At 68.4% G+C, this 20,882-nt stretch carries 17 protein-coding genes; 6 read left to right on the top strand and 11 right to left on the bottom strand.

What is annotated here, in order from left to right:
• Positions 1-40: 40 nt before the first annotated feature.
• The 3 genes from EJP69_RS02130 to EJP69_RS02120 are packed head-to-tail and all read right to left on the bottom strand — an operon-like array spanning position 41 to position 3,054.
• Complete coding sequence (locus tag EJP69_RS02130; RefSeq protein WP_126468563.1) at positions 41-1,372, bottom strand: LLM class flavin-dependent oxidoreductase; 1,332 nt, start codon at positions 1,370-1,372, stop codon at positions 41-43.
• Between the two features lie 10 nt (positions 1,373-1,382).
• Positions 1,383-2,243: a CmcJ/NvfI family oxidoreductase gene (locus EJP69_RS02125; protein WP_126468562.1), complete on the bottom strand. Its 861-nt coding sequence runs from the start codon at positions 2,241-2,243 to the stop codon at positions 1,383-1,385.
• 13 nt (positions 2,244-2,256) lie between these two features.
• Positions 2,257-3,054, bottom strand: a complete 798-nt coding sequence (locus tag EJP69_RS02120) for an SDR family NAD(P)-dependent oxidoreductase (protein ID WP_126468561.1) — start codon at positions 3,052-3,054, stop codon at positions 2,257-2,259.
• 199 nt (positions 3,055-3,253) lie between these two features.
• On the opposite strand from EJP69_RS02120, the gene EJP69_RS02115 reads away from it, so the two are divergent.
• From EJP69_RS02115 to EJP69_RS02105, 3 genes are all read left to right on the top strand, one after another.
• On the top strand, positions 3,254-5,116 hold the full coding sequence (locus EJP69_RS02115; RefSeq protein WP_126468560.1) for a M48 family metallopeptidase: 1,863 nt from the start codon (positions 3,254-3,256) through the stop codon (positions 5,114-5,116).
• Between the two features lie 76 nt (positions 5,117-5,192).
• Entirely contained in the window at positions 5,193-6,491 is a 1,299-nt protein-coding gene (locus EJP69_RS02110; protein WP_093195069.1) for an MFS transporter, read from the top strand.
• A gap of 161 nt (positions 6,492-6,652) precedes the next feature.
• The gene (locus tag EJP69_RS02105) at positions 6,653-6,817 is read left to right on the top strand and encodes an HHHH-motif protein (protein WP_126468559.1); all 165 of its coding nucleotides are present in this window, start codon (positions 6,653-6,655) and stop codon (positions 6,815-6,817) included.
• Positions 6,818-6,893: 76 nt separating this feature from the next.
• On the opposite strand, the gene EJP69_RS02100 is transcribed toward EJP69_RS02105, so the two are convergent.
• Together EJP69_RS02100 and EJP69_RS02095 are read right to left on the bottom strand one after the other, a co-directional pair.
• Positions 6,894-7,514 carry a pyridoxamine 5'-phosphate oxidase family protein gene (locus EJP69_RS02100; RefSeq protein WP_126468558.1) on the bottom strand — a complete coding sequence of 207 codons (621 nt, stop codon included), beginning with the start codon at positions 7,512-7,514 and terminating at the stop codon, positions 6,894-6,896.
• Positions 7,511-8,677, bottom strand: a complete 1,167-nt coding sequence (locus EJP69_RS02095; protein WP_126468557.1) for an MFS transporter — start codon at positions 8,675-8,677, stop codon at positions 7,511-7,513. The genes EJP69_RS02100 and EJP69_RS02095 overlap by 4 nt, the downstream gene beginning before the upstream one ends.
• Before the next feature lie 78 nt (positions 8,678-8,755).
• Here EJP69_RS02095 and EJP69_RS02090 point away from each other — a divergent pair, with 78 nt between their 5' ends.
• Positions 8,756-9,655: a LysR substrate-binding domain-containing protein gene (locus EJP69_RS02090; RefSeq protein WP_126468556.1), complete on the top strand. Its 900-nt coding sequence runs from the start codon at positions 8,756-8,758 to the stop codon at positions 9,653-9,655.
• Here the strand turns inward: EJP69_RS02090 and EJP69_RS02085 are convergent.
• Positions 9,652-10,518 (bottom strand): NmrA family NAD(P)-binding protein, encoded by an 867-nt coding sequence (locus tag EJP69_RS02085; protein ID WP_126468555.1) that lies wholly within the window; start codon positions 10,516-10,518, stop codon positions 9,652-9,654. The genes EJP69_RS02090 and EJP69_RS02085 overlap by 4 nt on opposite strands.
• A 129-nt stretch (positions 10,519-10,647) precedes the next feature.
• On the opposite strand from EJP69_RS02085, the gene EJP69_RS02080 reads away from it, so the two are divergent.
• Positions 10,648-11,586, top strand: a complete 939-nt coding sequence (locus EJP69_RS02080; RefSeq protein ID WP_126468554.1) for a LysR family transcriptional regulator — start codon at positions 10,648-10,650, stop codon at positions 11,584-11,586.
• A 57-nt stretch (positions 11,587-11,643) separates the two neighbouring features.
• Complete coding sequence (locus tag EJP69_RS02075; RefSeq protein ID WP_126468553.1) at positions 11,644-12,870, top strand: MFS transporter; 1,227 nt, start codon at positions 11,644-11,646, stop codon at positions 12,868-12,870.
• Positions 12,871-12,897: 27 nt separating this feature from the next.
• Here EJP69_RS02075 and EJP69_RS02070 read toward each other — a convergent pair whose 3' ends face one another.
• The 5 genes from EJP69_RS02070 to EJP69_RS02050 form a co-directional block, all read right to left on the bottom strand.
• Positions 12,898-15,126, bottom strand: a complete 2,229-nt coding sequence (locus EJP69_RS02070; RefSeq protein WP_093195062.1) for a DNA/RNA non-specific endonuclease — start codon at positions 15,124-15,126, stop codon at positions 12,898-12,900.
• A 105-nt stretch (positions 15,127-15,231) separates the two neighbouring features.
• The gene (locus tag EJP69_RS02065; protein ID WP_126468552.1) at positions 15,232-15,768 is read right to left on the bottom strand and encodes a methylated-DNA--[protein]-cysteine S-methyltransferase; all 537 of its coding nucleotides are present in this window, start codon (positions 15,766-15,768) and stop codon (positions 15,232-15,234) included.
• On the bottom strand, positions 15,768-17,000 hold the full coding sequence (locus EJP69_RS02060) for a YbfB/YjiJ family MFS transporter (protein WP_126468551.1): 1,233 nt from the start codon (positions 16,998-17,000) through the stop codon (positions 15,768-15,770). Before EJP69_RS02060 ends, EJP69_RS02065 begins: the two co-directional genes overlap by 1 nt.
• A 66-nt stretch (positions 17,001-17,066) precedes the next feature.
• Positions 17,067-20,144: an FAD-binding and (Fe-S)-binding domain-containing protein gene (locus tag EJP69_RS02055; protein WP_126468550.1), complete on the bottom strand. Its 3,078-nt coding sequence runs from the start codon at positions 20,142-20,144 to the stop codon at positions 17,067-17,069.
• Between the two features lie 27 nt (positions 20,145-20,171).
• Positions 20,172-20,864 (bottom strand): GntR family transcriptional regulator, encoded by a 693-nt coding sequence (locus tag EJP69_RS02050; RefSeq protein ID WP_093195058.1) that lies wholly within the window; start codon positions 20,862-20,864, stop codon positions 20,172-20,174.
• Between the last annotated feature and the right edge of the window lie 18 nt (positions 20,865-20,882).

The following is a 20,882-nucleotide window of genomic DNA, read 5'->3' as shown; positions in this document are numbered from 1 at the left end:
CAGGCGTGGGGTCGGCCCCGGTGCGGTTCAGCCCGGGTTGCTAATTCTGGGCAAAGAAACGGTTGCCGGGCCGCGGCAAGCCGAGGTTCTCGCGCAAGGTACGACCTTCGTATTCGCGCCGGAAGATGCCGCGGCGCTGCAGCTCGGGCACCACCTTGTCGACGAAGGCGTCGAGTCCTCCGGGCAGCCAGGGGAACATCACGTTGAAGCCGTCGCAGCCTTCGCTTTCCAGCCACTCCTGCATGTCGTCGGCGATGGTCTGCGCGGTGCCGACGAAGGCAAGTCCGCCGTAGCCGCCCAGGCGCTGGGCCAGCTGGCGCACCGTGAGGTTCTCGCTGCGGGCCAGCTCGATCACGCGGGCGCGGCCGCTCTGGCTCGCATTGGTCTCGGGCACGTCGGGCAACGGGCCGTCGGGGTCGAACTTCGAAGCGTCGTGGCCCAGCGCGACCGACAACGACGCGATGGCGCTGTCGTAGTGCACCAGGCTGTCGAGCTTCGCGCGGATGGCGCGCGCCTCTTCCGCCGTGTCGCCCACCACCACGAAGGCGGCCGGGAGGATCTTGAGATGGTCAGGGTCACGCCCGATCGCGCGCATGCGGCCCTTGATGTCGGCATAGAGGCTGCGCGCGCCAGCCAGCGTGCCGGGCGCGGCGAACACCGCCTCGGCGGTCTCTGCCGCGAGCTGGCGGCCGGCCTCCGAGGCGCCCGCCTGCACGATCACCGGCCAGCCCTGCACCGGCCGCGCGATGTGCAGCGGGCCGCGCACCGACAGGTACTTGCCCTTGTGGTCCAGCACGTGCAGCTTGGCCGGATCGAAGAAGCGGCCGCTTTCGACGTCGCGCTCGAAGGCGTCGTCGGCCCAGCTGTCCCACAGGCCGGTGACCACGTCGTGGAACTCGCGGGCGCGGGCATAGCGCTCGTCGTGTTCCATGTGGTCGTCGCGGCCGAAGTTCAGCGCCGCGTCGGGGTTGGAGGTGGTCACGATGTTCCAGCCCGCGCGGCCTTCGCTCAGGTGGTCGAGCGAGGCGAAGCGACGCGCGATGTGGAACGGCTCGTCGAAAGTGGTCGAAGCCGTTGCCACCAGCCCGATGTGCCGCGTGTGCTGTGCCAGCGCCGACAGCAGCGTGAACGGCTCGAACGACGTGACCGTGTGGCTGCGCTGCAGCGCGGCCACCGGCATGTTCAGTACGGCAAGGTGGTCGGCCATGAAGAAGGCGTCGAAGCGGCCGCGCTCCAGCGTCTGCGCAAGTTGCTTCAGATGCGCGAAGTTGAAGTTCGCGTCGGGCCACGCACCCGGATAGCGCCAGGCGCCGGTATGGATGCTCACGGGGCGCATGAAGGCGCCCAGCCGCAGCTGCTTCGCGGTGCTCATCGGGAGGCTGCTACTTGCCGGCGGGCCAGAACACCAGCGCGCGCAGCTCGATGCTGCGGCGCGGCGGTGCTTCCTGCGAACCCGTCGGGTCCTCGAAGGCGGTGTGCGCGGTGTAGCGCGCCACGCCCTGCTCGAGCGAGTCGTAGATCTTCAGCAGCAGGGCCTCGTCGGGCCGCAGTCTCGGAAACCAGTACCACTGGTGCTCGGGATTCCAGGTGAAGGAATAGGTCTCGCCCACCTTGTCGGGATAGACCAGGTCGCTGGGCACGAGGTCGGCGGGCGAAATGGAGCGCGCGTCGCACAGCGCCAGCGGCAGGCACTCGACCGTGGCCAGCGGCCGCCACAGGTTGATGATCGCGAAGCGGTTCTTCAGGCGCTCCTCGGCCTCCTCGGGCGGCAGGTGGGCGTGCACGCGGCGCGGCGCGGAGACGAAGGTCTGGTCGTTGTGCACGCGTCGCACCGGCTCGCGCAGCTCGGCCGTGCGGCGCGAGCCCTGCGCGCTGTCGCGCAGCGTGTGGTCGAACACCACGACCTTCTCGGCGCCGGTCACGTCGCGCAGCAGCGCTTCGGATTCGCGGTAGTAGATGTCGCGGATCGCCGCGTCCTGGGAGAAATCGGCGAGCGCGCTGCGATGCGAGATCTGCGTGAAGCCGCTGCGGTCGAGCGTCAGCTCGTTCAGCGCCACCAGCGGACGCCCGTCGCGGATCGTCACGCGGCGCGGCTCCAGTTCGCCGGTCACCCAGGGCGTGCCGGGCGGCGGCTCGAATGTGTAGCTCACGGGCCGGCCCTGGCCCGCCTTCAGGTAGTTGAGCTCCGCCTGCACCGAAGGCAGCGTAGCGGCCAGCATCTGTCCATTCGATCCGACGCTCATGTAGCGTGACTCCTCAAAACGGTTCCTTGAACGGCCGCAGGTCCAGCTCCTGCGTCCATGCGCTGCGGTGCTGCACATGCAGCTGCCAGTAACTTTCAGCGATGGCTTCGAGCTGCAGCAGGCCGTCGTCGCCGGCCTGCTCCACGCGTTGCGGCGCGTTGTTGCGCAGGCGCTCGCCGTCGATGCCCCCGTCGATCACCACGTGCGCCACGTGAACGCCCTGCGGGCCGAATTCGCGCGCCAGGCTCTGGCTCAGCGAACGCAACGCGGCCTTGGCCGCGGCGAAGGCCGCGAACGGCGGCTTGCCGCGCAGCGCCGCGGTGGCTCCGGTGAACAGCAAGGTGCCACGTGCGCGCGCTCCGCCCGCCTCGAAGGAATTGGCCAGCAGGCCGCGCAGGGCCTCGTGCCCGAAGATGAAGCCGCCCAGCGCACTGGTGCGCCAGGCCTGCGTGAACTGTTCGACCGAAAGATCCAGCGTCGGCGCGCGCACCGCGCTCGCGGCATTGAAGATGGCCACCGTGAGCGGACCCAGCGCCGCCGTCTTCTGAGCTATGCCGTGAATCTCGGCCTCGCTCGCCACGTCGCCCGCGAAGGCATGGGCCCGGCCGCCGGCTGCGACGATTTCGCCGGCCACCGCATCGAGCTGGGCCTGCGTTCGGCCGGTCAGAGCGACGATGAAGCCTTCGGCCGCGAAGCGCCGCGCGAGCGCCGCACCCAGGCCCGCGCTGGCGCCGACACCGGCAATCCATGCAACGGGCGACGGCGCGGACCCAGACGACGGCGAAAATGGAGTGACGGAGGTGACAGCCATGAATGAGAACGAAGGCTATACCTGCGCCCCGCCGCGCGGAACGATGCAAAAGGGATAACCTTATTCGGTAGCAGGTCGGTGCCTCGCGCCGCTTGACGCCGTGCCCGGCTTCACTGCATACGCCGTGCCCGCTACGCTATCGCCTTCCCGGACCGTTCATAACAACTCACAGCAATCGTCATCCAGGAGCAGCTCGTCCATGGCCCTCGCCCGCACGGTTCACGCCGATCTCTTGCGCGTGTTCGTTCTCACGCTCGTCTCGCTGTTCGCCATTCCGGCGGCCACGCTCGCCTTCACCGAATACGCGCTTCGCTCGCAGGACGCGGAGTTCCTGCAGGCGATGGAAAACCGCATCGCCAAGGATGCGCGTCTCTCCGCCGCGGACAAGGCCGAAGCCACCGCGTTCTACCGCAGCCACCAGCTCTCCAAGGCCTGCGACGCCACCGCGCCTGAAGACAGGAACTTCCACGACAAGGTGTGCAGCCCCTACTCGATGCACTGGCAGTTCCACTGGGCCGACCGCGCCGCCCTCTGGACCATCGTGCTCGGCGCCGCCCTGCTGGTCGCGGCACTGGTGCTGGGCGCGCTGGCCTTCGCCAACCGCGGCCTGCGCTACGCCAGCTTCGTCGCGGGCTGGCGGCTCATGACCGTGTCGAGCGCGGTCGAGGTGGTGCTGCAGAGCGCGATGCTGGTGTGGCTCTCGTTCTGGCTCACGGCGTATTTCTGGCACAGCTACTACATCAAGCTGATCGCGATTGCCGGCATCGCGGCCGGCGCGGCGGTGTTCTACGCGATCTACACGCTGTTCAAGAAGCTGCCCTCGGGCAACGAGATCGAGGGCGAGCTGGTCTCGCAGGCCGACGCTCCGCGCCTGTGGGAGCGCATCCGCCAGCTCGCCGGCCGCGTGAAGACCACCCCGCCCGACCAGATCGTGGCCGGTATCGACACCAACTTCTTCGTGACCGAAGCGCCGTGCGAGGTCAAGGGCCGCCCCTTGCAGGGCCGCACGCTCTTCGTGAGCCTGCCGCTGCTGCGCGTGCTCGACCAGACCGAGGCCGATGCGGTGCTCGCGCACGAGCTCGCCCACCTGGGCGGCGGCGACACCCGCAGCAGCGCGGCGCTCGGCCCCAAGCTGCTGCAGTTCGACCAGTACACCTGGAAGATGCGAAGCGGCGGCCTCACCATCGTGGCGCACTACCTGCTGCGCCTGTACCGCATGATCTTCGCCTTCGCGCTGGCCCGCGACAGCCGCGAGCGCGAATACAAGGCCGACCGCGTGGCGGCCGGGCTCACCGCGCCGCACGCCATCGTGCAGTCGCTCATCAAGATCTCGGCCTATGCGAGCTACCGCAACGACGTGGAGCAGAAGCTCTTCGAGCAGGACCGCGAGCACGACGGCGCACTCGGCATCGCCCGCTTCGTCGCCGACGGCCTGCCGCCGTACGCCAATTCGCCGGCCTTCATCGAGGCGATGAAGACGGCCGGCGTGCCGCATCCCTACGACAGCCATCCGCCGCTGCTGGAACGCATGCGCAACGTCGGCCACCACGTGCCCGAGAGCGCCTACGGCGGCATCGTCGCCACCGCTCCGCAGGCTTCGTGGGCCGACGAGATCGAGACCGCCGACGCCATCGAGCAACGCCTGTGGAGCGAGTACGAGCAGCGCTTCGTGCAGAACCATGAGCTGAGCCTGGCCTACCGCTACGAGCCCGCGACCGAGGAAGAGCGCGCCGTGGTGCTGCGCCACTTTCCGCCCATCGGTTTCGCGCTGAAGAACGGCGAGCGCATCGACATCAGCTACGAGGGCATGCACCCCAGTGCCGATGGCGGTTCGACCATCGCGTGGGACGAGGTCAAGAGCCTGACCTACAAGGACAGCAGCTTCGGCGACACCCTCATCGTCACCCACTTCGATAAGGGCATGCTGGGCGCGCGCACCACCAAGGTGAAGCTCGCGGGCCTCGGCAAGCAGAAAGAAAACTTCAAGGGCGCCGTCGGCCACTACTGGCGGCGCCACCAGATCATGAGGGCGCAACAGCAGCAGCATCGACAACAGCCATGACACCGGCGGCTGCAGCCGCCCTCCCCCTTCTTCCCATCGCCTCCACAAAACCATCCAACACCGGAGACAAGCAACCATGAACCCCGTAGAACAGAGAACCATCTCGAAGATCAGCTGGCGACTGCTGCCGCTTCTGATGGTGAGCTACTTCATCGCCTACCTCGACCGCGTGAACCTCGGCTTCGCCGGCGCGGCCATGTCCAAGGACCTGGGCTTCACCGCCGCCGTGTTCGGCAGCGCGGCCGGCATCTTCTTCCTCGCCTACTTCCTGTTCGAGGTGCCCAGCAACATGGCGCTGGAGCGCTTCGGCGCACGCCGCTGGATCGCCCGCATCATGTTCAGCTGGGGCATCCTCTCGGCCGCGCAGGCCTGGGTGGGCGGCTCGACCAGCTTCAACGTCGTGCGATTCCTGCTCGGCATCGCGGAGGCCGGGTTCTTCCCGGGCGTGATCTTCTACATCACGCTGTGGTTTCCGGCGGCGTACCGCGCGCGCATCGTGGGCTGGTTCATGTTCGCCATTCCGATCTCGACCGTGATCGGCTCGCCCATCTCCGGCTTCATCCTCAACATGGACGGCGTCGGCGGCATGCACGGCTGGCAGTGGCTGTTCATCCTGGAAGCGCTGCCTTCGCTGGTGCTGACCTTCTTCGTGCTGATGTACCTGCCCGACGGCCCGAAGGACGCCAAGTGGCTCAGCACCGAGGAGCGCGACTGGCTGCAGCGCACGCTGGACGCCGAGCGCGCCAACCGCGAGTCGATCAACAAGATCTCCTGGAAGCAGTCGCTGCTGAACCCGCGCGTGATCGGGCTGGGCTTCGTCTACATGGGCATCACGGTACCGCTTTACGGCCTGAGCTTCTTCCTGCCGCAGATCATCAAGGGCTTCGGCGGGCTGGGCAACGTGGAGATCGGCTTCATCAACGCCTTCCCGTACCTGGTGGGCGCCATCGCCATGCTGTTCTGGACGCGGGCCTCCGACGCGCGCAAGGAACGCAAGTGGTTCCTGCTGATCCCGCTGGCCTGCATCTTCCTCGGCCTGGTGCTGGCCGCAGAGACCACCGCGCCCGTTCCGAAGATGGCGGCGGTGACGCTGGCCGCCTTCGGCATCTTCAGCGCCCTGCCCACCTTCTGGACGCTGCCCACCGCCATCCTCAGCGGTACGGCGGCCGCGGCGGGCATCGCGTGGATCAACTCCATCGGCAACCTGGGCGGCTACATCGGCCCGACCATCTTCGGCACGCTGAAGGACCGGATGGGCAACGACTTCTACGCCGTGCTCTTCCTGGCGATGCTGTCGGCGGTGGCCTTCGGGCTGGTGCTGATCATCGGCCACGACGCGCGCACCGAGCAGGCCGCAGCGCCCGGACAGGCCTGATGCGGTGTTGCCCGAATGCCATTCCAGGTACCGCGATCGGTGAGGTTTTTCACGCCCGCCCCGCCAACAACTGTCATCTGAATATTGCATCGAACGTTCTACAGGAGCGCCTGTTCAACGACGCAAATCCTCGATCGATGCCTTTGCTTAGAAAGAACCCCATGAAGACCAAGCATTTCATCCTCTCCAGCATCCTCGCGTTCGCCGGCCTCGCCGTGCTGGCACCGAGCATCGCCTCCGCCGCGCCGCCGCATCACCCCAAGAAGCACAAGGTGTGCAAATGGGACGCGCGCCATCACCACCGCGTCTGCCACTGGGTGCGTTGATCCTGGCGGTGCGAACCGCAAGAAAAAGCCCGCTGACGCGGGCTTTTTTCATGGGCGAATGGAATGGGGTTCCGCGTCAGTACAGCGTCGCTCGCTGCCGCGCCGGCAGTTCCCGGTCGTAGGTTTCCCCGTCGAAGGCCGCTTCGGTCAGCGCAGAGAGGATGGCGCCGGGCGTCGGCACAGTGCGCTGCGCATCCGCCGGCACAGGCGCCCACAGCTTCGAGCGGTGTATAGCCCGGGCGCACTGGAAGAACACCGTCTCCACCGTGATGCGGATCACGCATTGCGGCTGCTTGCCGTCCATGGCGAAGCGCTCGAGCAGCGCCGGCTCGACCGTGAGCTGTGCCTTGCCGTTCACCCGCAGCGTCTCGCCCACGCCGGGAATCAGGAACAGCAGCGCCACGCGCGGGTCGGCCACGATGTTGCGCAGGCTGTCGATGCGGTTGTTGCCGCGCCGCTCGGGCATGAGCAGCGTCTTCTCGTCCTGCACCGCGACGAAACCCGGCGGATCGCCGCGCGGCGAAGCGTCCAGCCCGCCAGGGCCGATGGTGGCGAGCACCGCGAAGGGCGATGCGGCAATCAGCGCCCGGTAGCTCGGGTGCAGGTACGGCACCTCTTTCTTCAGCGCAGCATCGCCGGGCTGGCCGAACAGGGCTTCGAGCTGGGCGATGGTTTCGATGGCATGAGAGCTTGTCATGTGCTTTCCTGGATGCTGGTGGATTGTGGCGATGCGCTGCTCCAGCCGCAGGCCAGCGCCGCGAGCGCAAGCAGCAAGGCGGCCACGCCGTAGATCCATGGCGGCGACGCAACCGGCAGCAGCAGGCCCGCGATCAGCGGCCCGGCACCGGCGCCGATGTCGCGCCACACCGAGCGCGCCGCCAGCGCCTGCACCCGCTCCGGTCCCGGCGTGCGGCGGGCCACGATAGGCGGCAACAAGGGCAGTTGCAGGGCTCGCAGCACCACGATCAGCGCGGCGCAACTCCATAGCCAGCCCAGGCCGAAGCCCACCAGCGCGATGGCGGTGACGAGCGACAGGCTCACCAGCAGGCGCTCGGCGCCGAAGTGCTCGGCCATGCGCCCGCCGACCGGGCTCAGCAATATCTCCGCGAGGTAGCGCAGCGCCATCAGCACGCCGGCAACGATCACCGCGCCGCCCGGCAGCAGGTCCTTGCCGAGGTACGAGAGGCCGACGATGAAGAGCCCGTCGAGCGCCAGCCCTTCCATGAACGACCAGCTGTCGAGGCTGTTGGGCAGCTTGAAGCGTCTGGCAGGCTTGGTCACCGGATGTGGAGCCGCGGGCAGCCGGCGCGTGACGAAGTACGCCAGCAGCGAGAACACCGCGAGGATGGCGAAGATCGTGCGCGGCCCCGTCCAGTGCGCCAGAAGCGCACCCAACGGCAGCGCGAGCACCGGCCCCATCGCGATGAAGGCGCGCGAGCGCCCGTTGCGCCGCGCGGCGCCCACCGGGTCGGCCGTGGCGAGCGCCTGGGTCGACAGGTTCAGCGCCGCGAAGCACAGGCCCCACGTCAGCCTCAGCGGCAGCAGCGCCCAGAAGCCCGAAAGCGTGGCGTAGCCCAGCCCGCACACGGCCGCCGCCACCACGGCGATGGTGCAGGTCAGCCGGTCGCCGTTGCGGGCGTAGAAGCGGGCCACGAAGCCGTAGCCTGCGATTCGCACCAGCCGGTTGGCGGCGAGCAGCATGCCGACTTCGGCGAGCGTCACGCCGAACTGGCTCGCGTACATCGGCAGCAGCAGGTAGAGCACCACGTCGGCCGGAAGCGAAAGGCCCAGGGCCATCGCCGCATGGCGGGAATTCAGGTCGGTGGGGGATGTTTGGGGAGCGGGTGCGGTGCGTGACATCGAGCCTCGATGGTGCGCCGCCGCATGCCGTGCCGACAAACGACATTAACGACCGGCATGCGTGAGAAAATCGCACGCATGCCGCTTCGAGAGCCTCCCCTGAACGCCGTGCGCGCCTTCGCCGCCGCGGCGCGCCACCTCAGCTTCACGCGCGCGGCGCTCGAACTGCACGTCACGCACAGCGCCGTGAGCCGGCAGATCAAGAGCCTCGAGGAGTTCCTCGGCGTCGCGCTGTTCGAGCGACGCATCCGGCAGGTCACGCTCACGGCCGAGGGCCAGCAGTTCTTCGCCGAGGTGCAGCCCGCGCTCGCGCAGATCGGCGCCGCGGCGCGGGCGCTGCAGTCGCAGGGGCCGACGCGCGCGGTGCGGATCAACGTGCGGCCCTCGTTCGCCGTGCGCTGGCTCATTCCACGCCTGCCCTCCTTCGTCGAGCGCTTTCCCGACATCGAACCGCAGGTCGTCACCAGCACGGTGATGCCCGAGGAGGCCGTCGGCAGCTTCGACATCGCGGTGCGCCGGGGCCTGGAAGGCTGGCCGTCGTCGATGGAGGTGCAGCCCTTTCTCGAAGACGAGGTGCTGGTGGTCGGCGCGCCCGCGCTGTTCAAGGGCCATCCGCTGCCCGACCTTCGCGCTCTCGCCTCGCACGTCCTGCTGTCGGCCCGCACGCGCAAGGACGACTGGGACGCCTGGAAGAAGCTGGTCGGCGCGCCGCGCGCACGACCGGCGGGTCGGCTGCAGTTCGATCACCTGCACTTCGTGCTGCAGGCAGCAGTCGACGGACTGGGCATCGCCCTGGCGCCGACCTCGCTGGTGTCGCACGACTTGGCCTCGGGGCGCCTGCAGTCGCCGCTACCCGCGCTGCGCATGACGCTGGAGCGCTACTACTACGGACTGGCACCCGACGCCGCGCCGGAGGCTTCGTACGTGGCCGAGTGGTTCGAGAAGATGCAGGTCGAGGGTCGGGCCGAAGGCGCCTAGCCGACCTGATCCGCCAGCGAGCGGATCACATCCGCCACGCCCACCCTGCCCTTGCGCACGCTCGCGTCTTCGCCTTCGAAGCGGATCCATCCTTCGTTGAAGCCGTCGAGCATCTGGATGCGCGGCACCGGGTCGCGCATGCCTTGCGCTTGGAAGATCGCGCCCCAGCTCTCGCGCGGCACCGCCTCCGCGCGCACCGGCCGGCCCAGCACCTGCGAGAGCGCCGCTGCAATCGCATGCTGCGTCAGCCGCTCGGGGCCTTCGAGCTCGACGACGCGCGGTGCTCCGCCGACCTGCAGCAGGAGCTCTGCAGCGACACTGCCAACGTCGACAGTGGCCACCATCGGCACGGGCCGCTCCAGCGGGTGCAGGTAGCTCGACAGCAGGCCCTGCTCGCGCGCCTGCGTGATGTCCCAGCGCAGGTTCTCCAGGAACCATGCGGGCCGAAGGAAGGTGATCGGAATCGGCAAGGTGCGAAGCGCTTCCTCCATCAGGGTGCGCTGGCTCAACAGGTTGGGTTGGGCCGCCTGCGCGCCGACCGTCGAAAGGCACACCACGCGCGCCGGCCGGGCGGTGTCGAGCGCCTGGCGCAGCGCGGCGTTCTCGGCCCTCGCCTCGGGAAAGCCCGACTCAGGATCGAAGTTGGGCGGCGGCAGCACGAAGACGCCGGCCGCGCCCGAGAAAGCGCGTGTCAGCGCCACGGCGTCGTCCATCGCGGCAACGGCCACCTCGCAGCCGAGCGCGGCCCAGGGGCGGCCCTTGTGTTCGTCGCGGACGACCGCACGAACCGGCTGCCCTTCGGCCAGCAAGGCGCGCGCGACGGCGCCGCCGACCTGGCCCGTGATTCCGGTGATTGCGTACATGAGAGTTCCTTTTTCCTGACTTGATTCGATGGGGTGACGCATGCGACGGGACGAATCGTAGGAACGGCTTATCTTTGAGTAAAGCGACCCCACGACATATCATTCATGACACCTGATCACGAATGAAAAATGACTCTCGACGGACGCCTTCTCTCCAACGTCAGCGTGCTGGCCGCCGTGGTCGAAGGCGGCAGCTTCGCCAGCGCCGCCAATGCGCTGGGCCTCACGCCCTCCGGCGTGAGCCGTGCCATCGCCCGTCTCGAGGGTCGCATCGGCATCCGGCTGTTCGACCGCACGACCCGCTCGCTGAGCCTCACCGACGAAGGCCGGCAGCTCTACGCCAACATCAATCCGCTGGTGCTGGGCATCGAGGACGCGGTGACGATCGCCGCCGGTGCATCCGGTGTGGTGCGTGGTCGCCTGCGGGTCAACACAGATGCCTTCACCTCGCGCCTGCTGCTGGCGCGGCACCTGCCGCGTTTCCTTGCGCAATACCCCGAACTCACGCTGGAGTTGATCGCGCGCGACCAGCTCGGCGACCTGGTGGCCGAGGGCTTCGACATCGCGGTGCGGTTCGGCGAGCCGCCCTCGTCGTCGCTCGTTTCCCGCAAGCTGATGGATTCGCGCGTGGTCACCGTGGCCACGCCGGCGTACCTCGCGCGGCACGGCCGCCCTGCGAAGCCCGCGGACCTCGCCGGGCACGCCTGCCTGCAGGTGCGCAACCCGGCCACGGGGCAGCCATACGCTTGGGAGTTCCAGCGCGGACGCAAGCTCGTGAAGGTGCCGGCCACAGGGCGGCTGCTGCTCACCGATCCGGGCACGGTGCTGGAGACGGTCCTCGCCGGCATCTGCGTGGCGCAGATCAAGGCGGTGGGCATCCAGCCGCAGCTCGAGAGCGGCGAGCTGGTCGATCTGTTTCCCGACTGGCCCGACGAGCGGCTCCCGCTCCATGCGCTCTATCCGTCGCGCCACCTGCCGGCAGCGAAGGTGCGTGTCTTCATCGATTTCGTGATGGAGGTGGTCTCGCCGGCATCGAATCCGATGCCAATGCCGAAGTCGCGGCGCTGACGCTCGCTCGTCCGGAAACGGCCAGCCGGCAAGGCCCCGGGCCAGCACGATGAGGGCATGACTCGAACATCATCCCTCCCCCGTTCCTTCCAGAACCTCGCGTGGTCCAACCTCGCCGCGCAATCCGCGGAACAACTGAGCCTCGCGGCCGTGCCGCTGGTGGCAGTGCTGGCGCTCGGCGCCGGGCCCGGCGAGATCGGCTTTCTCGCTGCCGTCCAGACGCTGCCCTTCCTGCTGGTCTCGATGCCCATGGGCCTGCTCGCGGACCGCATGTCGCGGCGGCGGCTGATGGTCTGGGCCGAGGGGCTGCGCGCGGTGTCGCTGCTCGTGCTGCTGGCGATGGTGTTCGCGTCGAAGCTGAGCATCGGCTGGTTGGCCGTGCTCGGGTTCCTGGGCGCTGTCGGCACCGTGGGTTTCAGCGTCGCGGCACCTGCGTTGGTGCCGGCGCTCGTGCCAAGGGAAGCATTGGCCACTGCCAACGGGCGACTCGAACTGGCGCGCAGCGCGGCATTCACCGCCGGGCCGGCGCTCGCGGGCGCGCTCGTGGCCTGGGCCGGTGCGTCAGCGGCATTCGTCCTGGCCGCGGTGCTTTCCGCGGCTGCCGTGGCCTTGCTGCTGCGCCTGAGCGAGGCCCCACGTGCGCCCTCCGCCGGACGGCATCCACTGCTCGAGGTGCGCGACGGCGCACGCTTCGTCTGGCAGCACGAGATGCTGCGCCCGATGCTGATGACCGGCGCGGTCTTCAACATCTCGTGGTTCGTGCTGCAGGCTGGCTACGTGCCCTATGCCGTGCGCGTGCTCGGCCTCGGCGCGCAGGCGGTGGGCTTCACGCTGGCGATGTACGGCGCGGGCATGGTCGTGGGCGCGCTGCTCACGCCGCGCGTGGTGGCACGGCTGCCGTTCGGCCGCGCGATACAGGTCGGCCCCACGGTCGCCGTGCTGGCTGCGGCGACGATGGCGGCCACGCTCGTTGTGCCGACCGCAACGCTGGCGGCGCTCTCGTTCTTCCTGTTCGGCGCGGGGCCGATGGTCTGGGTCATCACCTCGACCACGCTGCGCCAGAGCGTGACCGCGGCGACGATGCTGGGCCGGGTGTCGGCCGTGTTCCTCACGATCAACGCGGGCGCGCGGCCCATCGGCGCCGCGCTGGGCGGCATGGTCGGCGCGGCATGGGGCGAGCCGGCCTGCCTGCTGCTCGCGCTCGCGGGGTTCGGGCTGCAGGCGGCGATCATCTTCGCGTCGCGCATCGCGACGCTGCACCGCCTGCCTGTGCCGGCCGTCTGAGGCGCGCGCGATCCAGCGGAGCCCCGGCTAGTCCTGCGAATCAGGAAGGATCATCGACTCGAGCGAATCGAGCGGCAGCCAGCCGTCCGGCGCATCGGCCAGCGCCGATTCCTGCGCGCGAACCCTGGTGCTTCTTCTCCTCACGGGCTTCTTCGCAAGCGGATCGACCGTGGAGAGCGAAAAGACCCTCCTGGCGGGGCCACCCGTGAAGCTGAGCCCGGTGAGCCGCTCGACCTCGTCGATCCGGACCTGGAATGTCTTGTAGGCATCGAACGGCACCTCCCGCGCTGCCTCGATGCCGAACTCATCGATGACGCCGGACTGATCGAGGATGTAGGCAGTGGCGAAGAGCGCTCCCTTGGACGTGATCGCCGCGACGACTTTCCAGAAGCGCACCGGATACTGGATCTTCGGATACCTGTCCCACACCGGATCGCTCTCCTCGAGGATCGGCCCCGTGATGACCTGGGCCCTGAACCGGTCGAGCTTGATCGCGTCCTCGAAGATGTGGCGCTCGATGCCCTGCCAGAGCTCCTTGTTCTGGTTGAACTTCGAGTGCTGCGGCGTGCAGTTGGTCCAGTGGCAGGTATCGGCCGCGCTGGTGAGCGCGGCGAGCCGGCTGCCGCCGTACTCCATGTCCTCGCGGCGCGTCAGGTGTCCGCGGTCGAACTGGTTGTTCTCATAGTAGAAATTTGTCAGTTGCGCGCTGGAGGGAATGCGCGGGTCCTGCCTCCACACGTCCGCCGGCCGGGGCAGCTCGAAGCGGCCGCTGAAGTCGACGTTCGCGGCCGAGTAGAGAGCCAGCCGCCTTGCCTTGTGCATCACGAGGCTGTAGCCGTGATAGTTCAGCACGTTCTCGCCCGGGGCGGCGTCGACAAGTTCCGCGGTCTCCTTGGCAAGAGCCTTTCCGAGCAGCGGCAGGTGAACCGACAGTTCGGGCTTGCCGGGTGCGAGGAAGCCGCTGTCGAAGCCCTTGCGGTCGTCGTAGGTCGCATTGAAGGGCACGTCGATGGCCGGCGCGGATTTCTTCTTGGCCTTGGCGCCGGACGCTTCGAAAGCGTCCAGCGATTCGCGGGCCGCGGGGCCGGAGCGCAGCACCGCGACGCTTCCATCCGCCTCGATGCCCAACGTGACCGTGAGCGTCCTTCTTCCACCAGATTGCATGTCGTTCATGATCGTCTTCCGGTTTTGGGGTTGCTGAATGAGCGGGCCGGGCGCTGGCGTGGTCCCGGGAACGTGAGTCGACGTCGACTGCAGCAGATCGACCGAAGGCAGCATCAGCCGCGAGTTCTCCGGCGTGGCCCCGAAGACCGGCTGCAGCAGCGGGTGCGCGGGAAGAACCGACTGCAGCGTCTCGACGATGCGCGAGATGCGGATGCCCTCGTTGGCGATCCACTTGATGTCCTGCTCGCCGTCCTTCCTCGGGTCGTAGTCGCGGCCCGAGATGGTCTGAGTCCGGCCGTCCCGTTCTTCCGGCACGCCGCTGTGGTGGAGCGCGACCACGTACCAGTCGTTGCTGAAGACCGGGGAGCCCGAGGAGCCGCCGAGCGTGTCGGTCGAATACCAGAGCACGTCGTCCGTGCGCTTCAGAAGCTTGTTCTCGCGCACGCACACCTGCTTCCGGTCGCCGTTGGGGTGCTGGATGATCGTGAGCCACTCGCCGTCCGAGACCTTGCCGGTGGCGCCGACGAGCGGCAGGAACCCGTAGTGCGAGAGCTGGCCCTCTCCCACCGTCGATACGGCGGTGACGGCCACGACAGTGAAGTCGAGCGCTTTCGAAGTGAAGAAGAGTGCCTGTGCCTCGAGGCCGTAGGTGGTCGCGTTGAGCGCCGCGCCGTCGATGTCGAGCTCGAATTCGAACTGGGCTTCGGAGCGGCGACAGGCTTCGATGGAAGGCAGGACGTGGTTGTTGGTGATGAGCACGCCCGGCGCGATCAGGAATCCGGTGCCGTAGCCGACGAGCCGCCCCGCCGTGTCCCTGATGACGATCCGGCTGACCGCCTTCGCGGCCCGTGCGCCGCGGGCCAGGTAGTTGACGTCCTGTATCTCGCTGCCGGCAATGATGCGCTCGTACGCAACGGCGGACTTCTCGTCGTCGCCCAGGCTCTCGCGCAGGAAGTTCCTGCGGTCCTCGAGCTGCTTGGGCGTGCCGAGATCGCGCGGGGTCTTGTCTCTTGCGTAGTCGGCAAGAGATTGCAGGTCGATGCCTTCGCTCCGCTCCCGCGCCTTCTCGATCTGCTCAAGCCAGAGTTGCACGTCGCGCCCCCTCGTCCCGTGAGGGTTGCCACTGTGCTCGTTCGCTACCGCCTCCGCATCCCCTTTTCGAGGGATGACTTAGGCACTACGCCGCCTGGCCGATCGTCAGAAGAGCGAAGCCATCCCGTTCGGCCGCGCATCCTCGATGTCGAGCATGCGCAGCTTGGTCAGCGCGCCGCCGCCTGCCGAGAAGCCGCCCGGCTTGTTGCCCGCGGCGAGCACACGATGGCATGGCACCACGGGCGCGAACGGGTTGTGGCCCATGGCCTGCCCGACGGCGCGCGAGAGCCCCTTGTCGCCCAGCTCCTCGGCGATCTCGCCATAGGTGCGGGTCTGCCCCGGCGGAATGCGCCGCGCGATCGCGTAGATGCGCTGGTGGAATTCGGACACGCCGCTCATGTCGAGCTCGATGTGGCTCAGGTCGTCGTGCACACCGCGCAGCAGACCCTGGATGGCGTCGATGGCGCGCTGTGCCCTCTCGTCCGGTGGGCCTTCATGCAGGTCCGGAAAGCGCTGCTGCATGCGCGCTCGCGTGGCGGGTTCGCCGTTGTCGGCGGGCAGTTGCACGCCGACCAGGCCGTGCGGCCCCCACGCCAAGGCGCACATGCCGATGGAAGTTTCGAACAAGGCAAAGCCGCTCATCACGATGTCTCCCGTTGCAGCGAATGCTGGCGCGACGCCAGCACCGCGCCGAGCCAGAGGGCCGTCGCCGAAGCCACGAGGCCGCGCGCCAATCCACCGGGGCCGTCGGAGATCCAGCCCGTGACGGTCGGCCCGACGATCTGCCCCAGCGCGAAGATGATGGTGAACGCGCTGATGCCCTGTGCCCAGCGCGACGGCGGCAGGTTGTGGCGCACCAGCGCGGTGGTCGAGGCCACCACGGACAGGAATACGCCGCCGAACAGCACGCCGGAAATCAGTGCGATCGGCGCGGAAGAACTCAGCACCGGCAGCAGCGTTGCAACGCCGAGCAAACCGTTGAGCAACGCCTGCGGCTGCCCGCCGCGATACCGGTCGAGCAGCCCGGCCCACAGCCGGGAGGAAGCCACGCAGGCGATGCCGAGCAATGCATAGAACAACGTGACGAAGCCGGCGCTGGCGCCCTGCTCGCGCAGCAGCGCGATCACGAAGGTCATGTAGCCGATGTAGCCCATGCCGAACAAGGCATAGCCGGCGAGTGCCCAGCCGAAGCGGTGCAGCGCAACGGGCGGCGCCGAGCCCGACGCGGCGGCAGGTGCAACGGAAGCGGCCGGCTGCTCGGGCATCGCGCGCCCCGCCCAAGCCAGCAGGCAGGTGGCTGCCGCGCTCGCGACCGCCAGCGCCCACCAAGCCCAGGTCCATCCGTGAGGAACGCCCGACGCCGCGCGCAGCACCTGCGGCACGAGCAATGCCGACAGCAGGATGCCGAAGCCGGTGCCGCCGTAGTAGATGCCGAGCAGCAAGCCGCCGCGCGCCGAACCTGCGTCGCTGAGCCGAGCCGCGAGCAGTCCTCCCGCCACGAACACCCAGGCACTGGCAATGCCGGCAAGCAGGCGTTGCAACAGCAATGCAGACGCATCGGTGACGAAGCCGCTGCCCGCCATGAACATACTGGCCAGCACCGCGCCGAACACCAGCAGCCGGGTCGCGCCGAAGCGCCGCATCAGTGCCGGAGTGACCAGCGCGCCGACGAGGTAACCGACCGCGTTCGCCGTGTTCATGCCGCCTGCCAGCGCATAGCTCCAGCCCAGGTCGGCGCGCATCGGCGGCAGCAGCAGCGCATACGCGAAGCGCGTGATGCCCAGCGACACCGCCGCGCCCATCGACAGCGCGAAGGCAAGCCGCAGCGTGGGCTGGGCGGAGATGGGGGATGGAGAAGCGAGCGTCGTCGGCATTGGTGTGGCGGGCGGCAGGCGGGCCTATTCTGCGGCAGCTGCCGCCGGCCTGCAGGCGCCGCCCGCTCAACCCGCTTCGGACACCGGGTCTGTCTGCAGCAGATGCCGCTCCAGCAGCACAGCCACGTGCACCGCCTCGCGCTGCGCGCCATCGCCGATCTGGTGGCGGCAGCTGGTGCCGTCGGCCACCACGATGGCTCCGGGCTTCGCGCGGATGGCGGGCAGCAGGCTGGCCTCGGCCATCTTCATCGACACCTCGAAATGACTGGCCTCGTAGCCGAAGCTGCCGGCCATGCCGCAGCACGAGCTTTCGATGAGTTCGGGCTGCGCGCCGGGAATGAGCTTGAGCACTTCCATCACCGGACTCACCGCGCCGAAGGCCTTCTGGTGGCAATGGCCGTGCAGCAGGATGGGTGCTTCGGCGGGCTTCAGCGGCAGCTCGAAGCGCCCCTGCTTGAGCTCACGCGCGATGAACTCCTCGAACAGCAGCGCATGCTTGGCCACGAGCTCGGCCTTCTCGCCGAAGCCCATCACCAGTGCCTCGTCGCGCAGCGTGAGCAGGCACGAAGGCTCCAGCCCGACGATGGGCACGCCCGCGCGCGCCAGCGGCACGAGCGCATCGATCAACGCCTCGGCCTTCTTCTTCGCCTCGTCGACCATGCCGCTGGCCAGGAATGTGCGACCGCAGCAATGGTGCCCGCCGCTCTTCTCGACCGTGTGCAGCACGTAGCCCGCGGCCTGCAGCACGCGTGCGGCGGCGAATGCGTTCTCGCTCTCGAAGGTGCCGTTGAAGGTGTCGACGAAGAGCACAGCCGCCTTGCCGCCACGGCGCGCGATCGACAACGCCACGTCTCGCTCGACGAACAGCCCGGGCTCATCGGCCTTGCCGCGCCAGAAGGTGTCGCCGCGCCATTCGGGCAGCGAGCGCTTCGCCGAGAAGCCCAGCAGCTTCTCCCCCAGCCATGCGGCGCCGGGCACGCTGTTGCGCAGGTTCAGCAGCCAGGGAAAGCGGCTGGCCTTGTGGGCGTAGTCGGGCAGGTTCGCCACCAGCTTGTCTTTCAGCGTGTGGCCGTGGCGCTTCTTGTAGTGGTCGAGGAACTCGACTTTCATCTTCGCCATGTCCACGCCCGTCGGGCAGTCGCGCTTGCAGCCCTTGCAGCCCACGCACAGGTCCATGGTCTCGTGCATGGCCTCGCTCGTGAAGGCATCGGGGCCCAGCTGGCCCGACAGCGCCAGCCGCAGCGTGTTGGCACGGCCGCGCGTGAGGTGCTGCTCGTCGCGCGTCACGCGGTAGCTGGGGCACATGGTGCCGGCGTCGAACTTGCGGCAGTGGCCGTTGTTGTTGCACATCTCCACGGCCTTGGCCAGGCCGCCTGTGCTGTCGCCGCCGGTGCCGGGCGCGGTGGTCACTTCGGTCACCGGGTCGGCGTTGACGTTCCATGCCGACCAGTCGAGCACGGGCTTGAGTTCGATGCGTCGATACGGCCTGGGCGCAGTGGGCGGCGCGAAGCGGAACAGCGCGCCGTCGTCCATGCGCGGCGGGTCGATGATCTTGCCGGGGTTGAAAAGATCGATGGGGTCGAGCTTGCGCTTGATCGCGCGAAAGGCCTCGTTGATGGCCGGGCCGAACTGCCATTCGATCCACTCGCCACGGCACAGGCCGTCGCCGTGCTCGCCGCTGAACGCGCCCTTGTACTTGCGCACCAGCTCGCTCGCCTCTTCGGCGATGGCGCGCATCTTGGCGGCACCGTCCACTCGCATGTCGAGAATCGGACGCACGTGCAGCGTGCCGACCGAGGCGTGCGCGTACCAGGTGCCGCGGCTGCCATGCTTCGCGAACACCTCGGTCAGCGCGTCGGTGTACTCGGCCAGGTGCTCGAGCGGCACGGCGCAGTCCTCGATGAAGCTCACGGGCTTTCCGTCGCCCTTGAGGCTCATCATGATGTTGAGGCCGGCCTTGCGCACTTCCCAGAGGTTCTTCTGCCGCGCCTCGTCGGGCATCTCGACCACGCTGCCGGGCAGGCCGAGGTCGCCCATCAGTTCGACGAGCTGCTTCAGCTGCGGCAGCAGCGAAGCCTTGTCGGCGCCCGAGAACTCCACCAGCAGGATGGCCGCCGGCTTGCCGATCAGCGCGGTCTCGACGGTCGGCTTGAAGGCCGGGTTGGCCAGGCTCAGCTCGATCATCGTGCGGTCGACAAGCTCTACCGCCGTGGGCCCGAGCTTCACGATGTGCTGGGCCGAATCCATGGCGGCATGGAAGGTCGGGAAGTTGACGATGCCCAGCACCTTCGCGCGCGGCAGCGGCGCGAGCTTGAGCTTCAGGCTACGGGTGTAGGCCAGCGTGCCCTCGGAGCCGATCAGCAGGTGTGCGAGGTTCACGCTGCCGTCGGCCGTGTAGGGCCGCTCGCTCTGGTTGTCGAAGATGTCGAGGTTGTAGCCCGCCACGCGGCGCATGACCTTGGGCCAGTGCTCGGCCATCGCCTCGCGGTGCTGCCGCGCGAGGCTGCGCACGAACTGCGCGATGCCCGCCGCGCGCACGCCGAGCGAGCCGACGGAGCCGAATTCGACGAGCTCGCCGTTCGACAGCCACGCGCTCGCGCCCAGCACGTTGTGCACCATGTTCCCGTAGGCGATGGAGCGGGAGCCGCAGGAGTTGTTGCCCGCCATGCCGCCCAGCGTGGCCTGTGCGCTGGTCGACACGTCCACCGGATACCAGAGCCCGTGCGGCTTGAGCTGCGCGTTGAGGTGGTCGAGCACCAGGCCGGGTTCGACGGTGGCCGTGCCCTCCTCCACGTTCACGTCGAGCACGCGGCGGAAATGCTTGCTGTTGTCGATCACCAGCGCCGCGCCGGTCGTCTGCCCGCACTGGCTGGTGCCGCCGCCGCGCGCGAGCACCGGCACCTTGAGGTCGCGGGCGATGTCGATGGCGGTGGCGATGTCGCGTTCGTTCGTGGGCACGAAGGCGCCGACGGGCGTGATCTGGTAGATCGACGCGTCGGTGGCGTAGCGCCCGCGCGAGGCGTCGTCGAACAGCACTTCGCCTTGCGTTTCGGCGCGCAGGCGGCGGCCGAGCTGCTCGCAGGTTTCGTTGGGCGGAAGAACGGTTCCGGCTGGCTGCATGTGGCTGGCGGGATCGATGCGCATGTGTTTTCTTGGTGACGTTCAGTTCAATCAGCTCGACTTCGCCGAGGGATAGATCTCGCCGGCGCGCAGCAGCTCCAGCACGGTGTCCCGCTTGCGCAGCACGTGCGAGACGAGCACCTTGCGCATGGCCTCGGCGTCGCGTCTTGCGAGCGCGTCGATCATCTGCTCGTGCTCCTCGACGGCGTGCTTCCACTTCGCCTCGTTCTGGTTGGTGCGAAAGCGCAGCGACTGCACGCGCGCGTTGATGGAGCGGTAGGTGTTCGACAGCACCGGGTTCGCCGCCGCGTCGTTGATGGCCGTGTGGATGCGTGCGTTGAGCCTGTAGTAGCCCGAGAGATCGCGCCGAGAGAAGCAGGCCAGCATCTCGTAGTGCAGCGCGCGCACCTCGGCGAGTTCCTCGTCGGTGATGCGCCTGGCGGCGAGTTCGCCCGACATGCCCTCGAGCATGGCCAGCACCTCGAAGGTGTTGAGCACGTCGGCCTCGGTGAGCTTGACCGCCACCGCGCCACGGTTGGGCAGCAGGTCGACCAGCCCTTCGGCCGCGAGCAGCTTGATGGCCTCGCGCAACGGCGTGCGCGACACGTTCAGCTGCAGGCACAGCTCGCGTTCGTTGAGCTTTGCACCGGGCGCGATGAGCCCTTCGACCAGCATGGTGCGCAGGCGCGCCGCCACCTGGTCGTGCAGTGCGAGCCTGGAGATTTCGATGATTTCGGCTGTCATGATTTTTCCCTTGAATGC

Source organism: Variovorax gossypii, assembly GCF_003965815.1.
Classification (GTDB): Bacteria; Pseudomonadota; Gammaproteobacteria; order Burkholderiales; family Burkholderiaceae_C; genus Variovorax; species Variovorax gossypii.
This window is presented reverse-complemented; position numbering and strand designations above follow the sequence as displayed.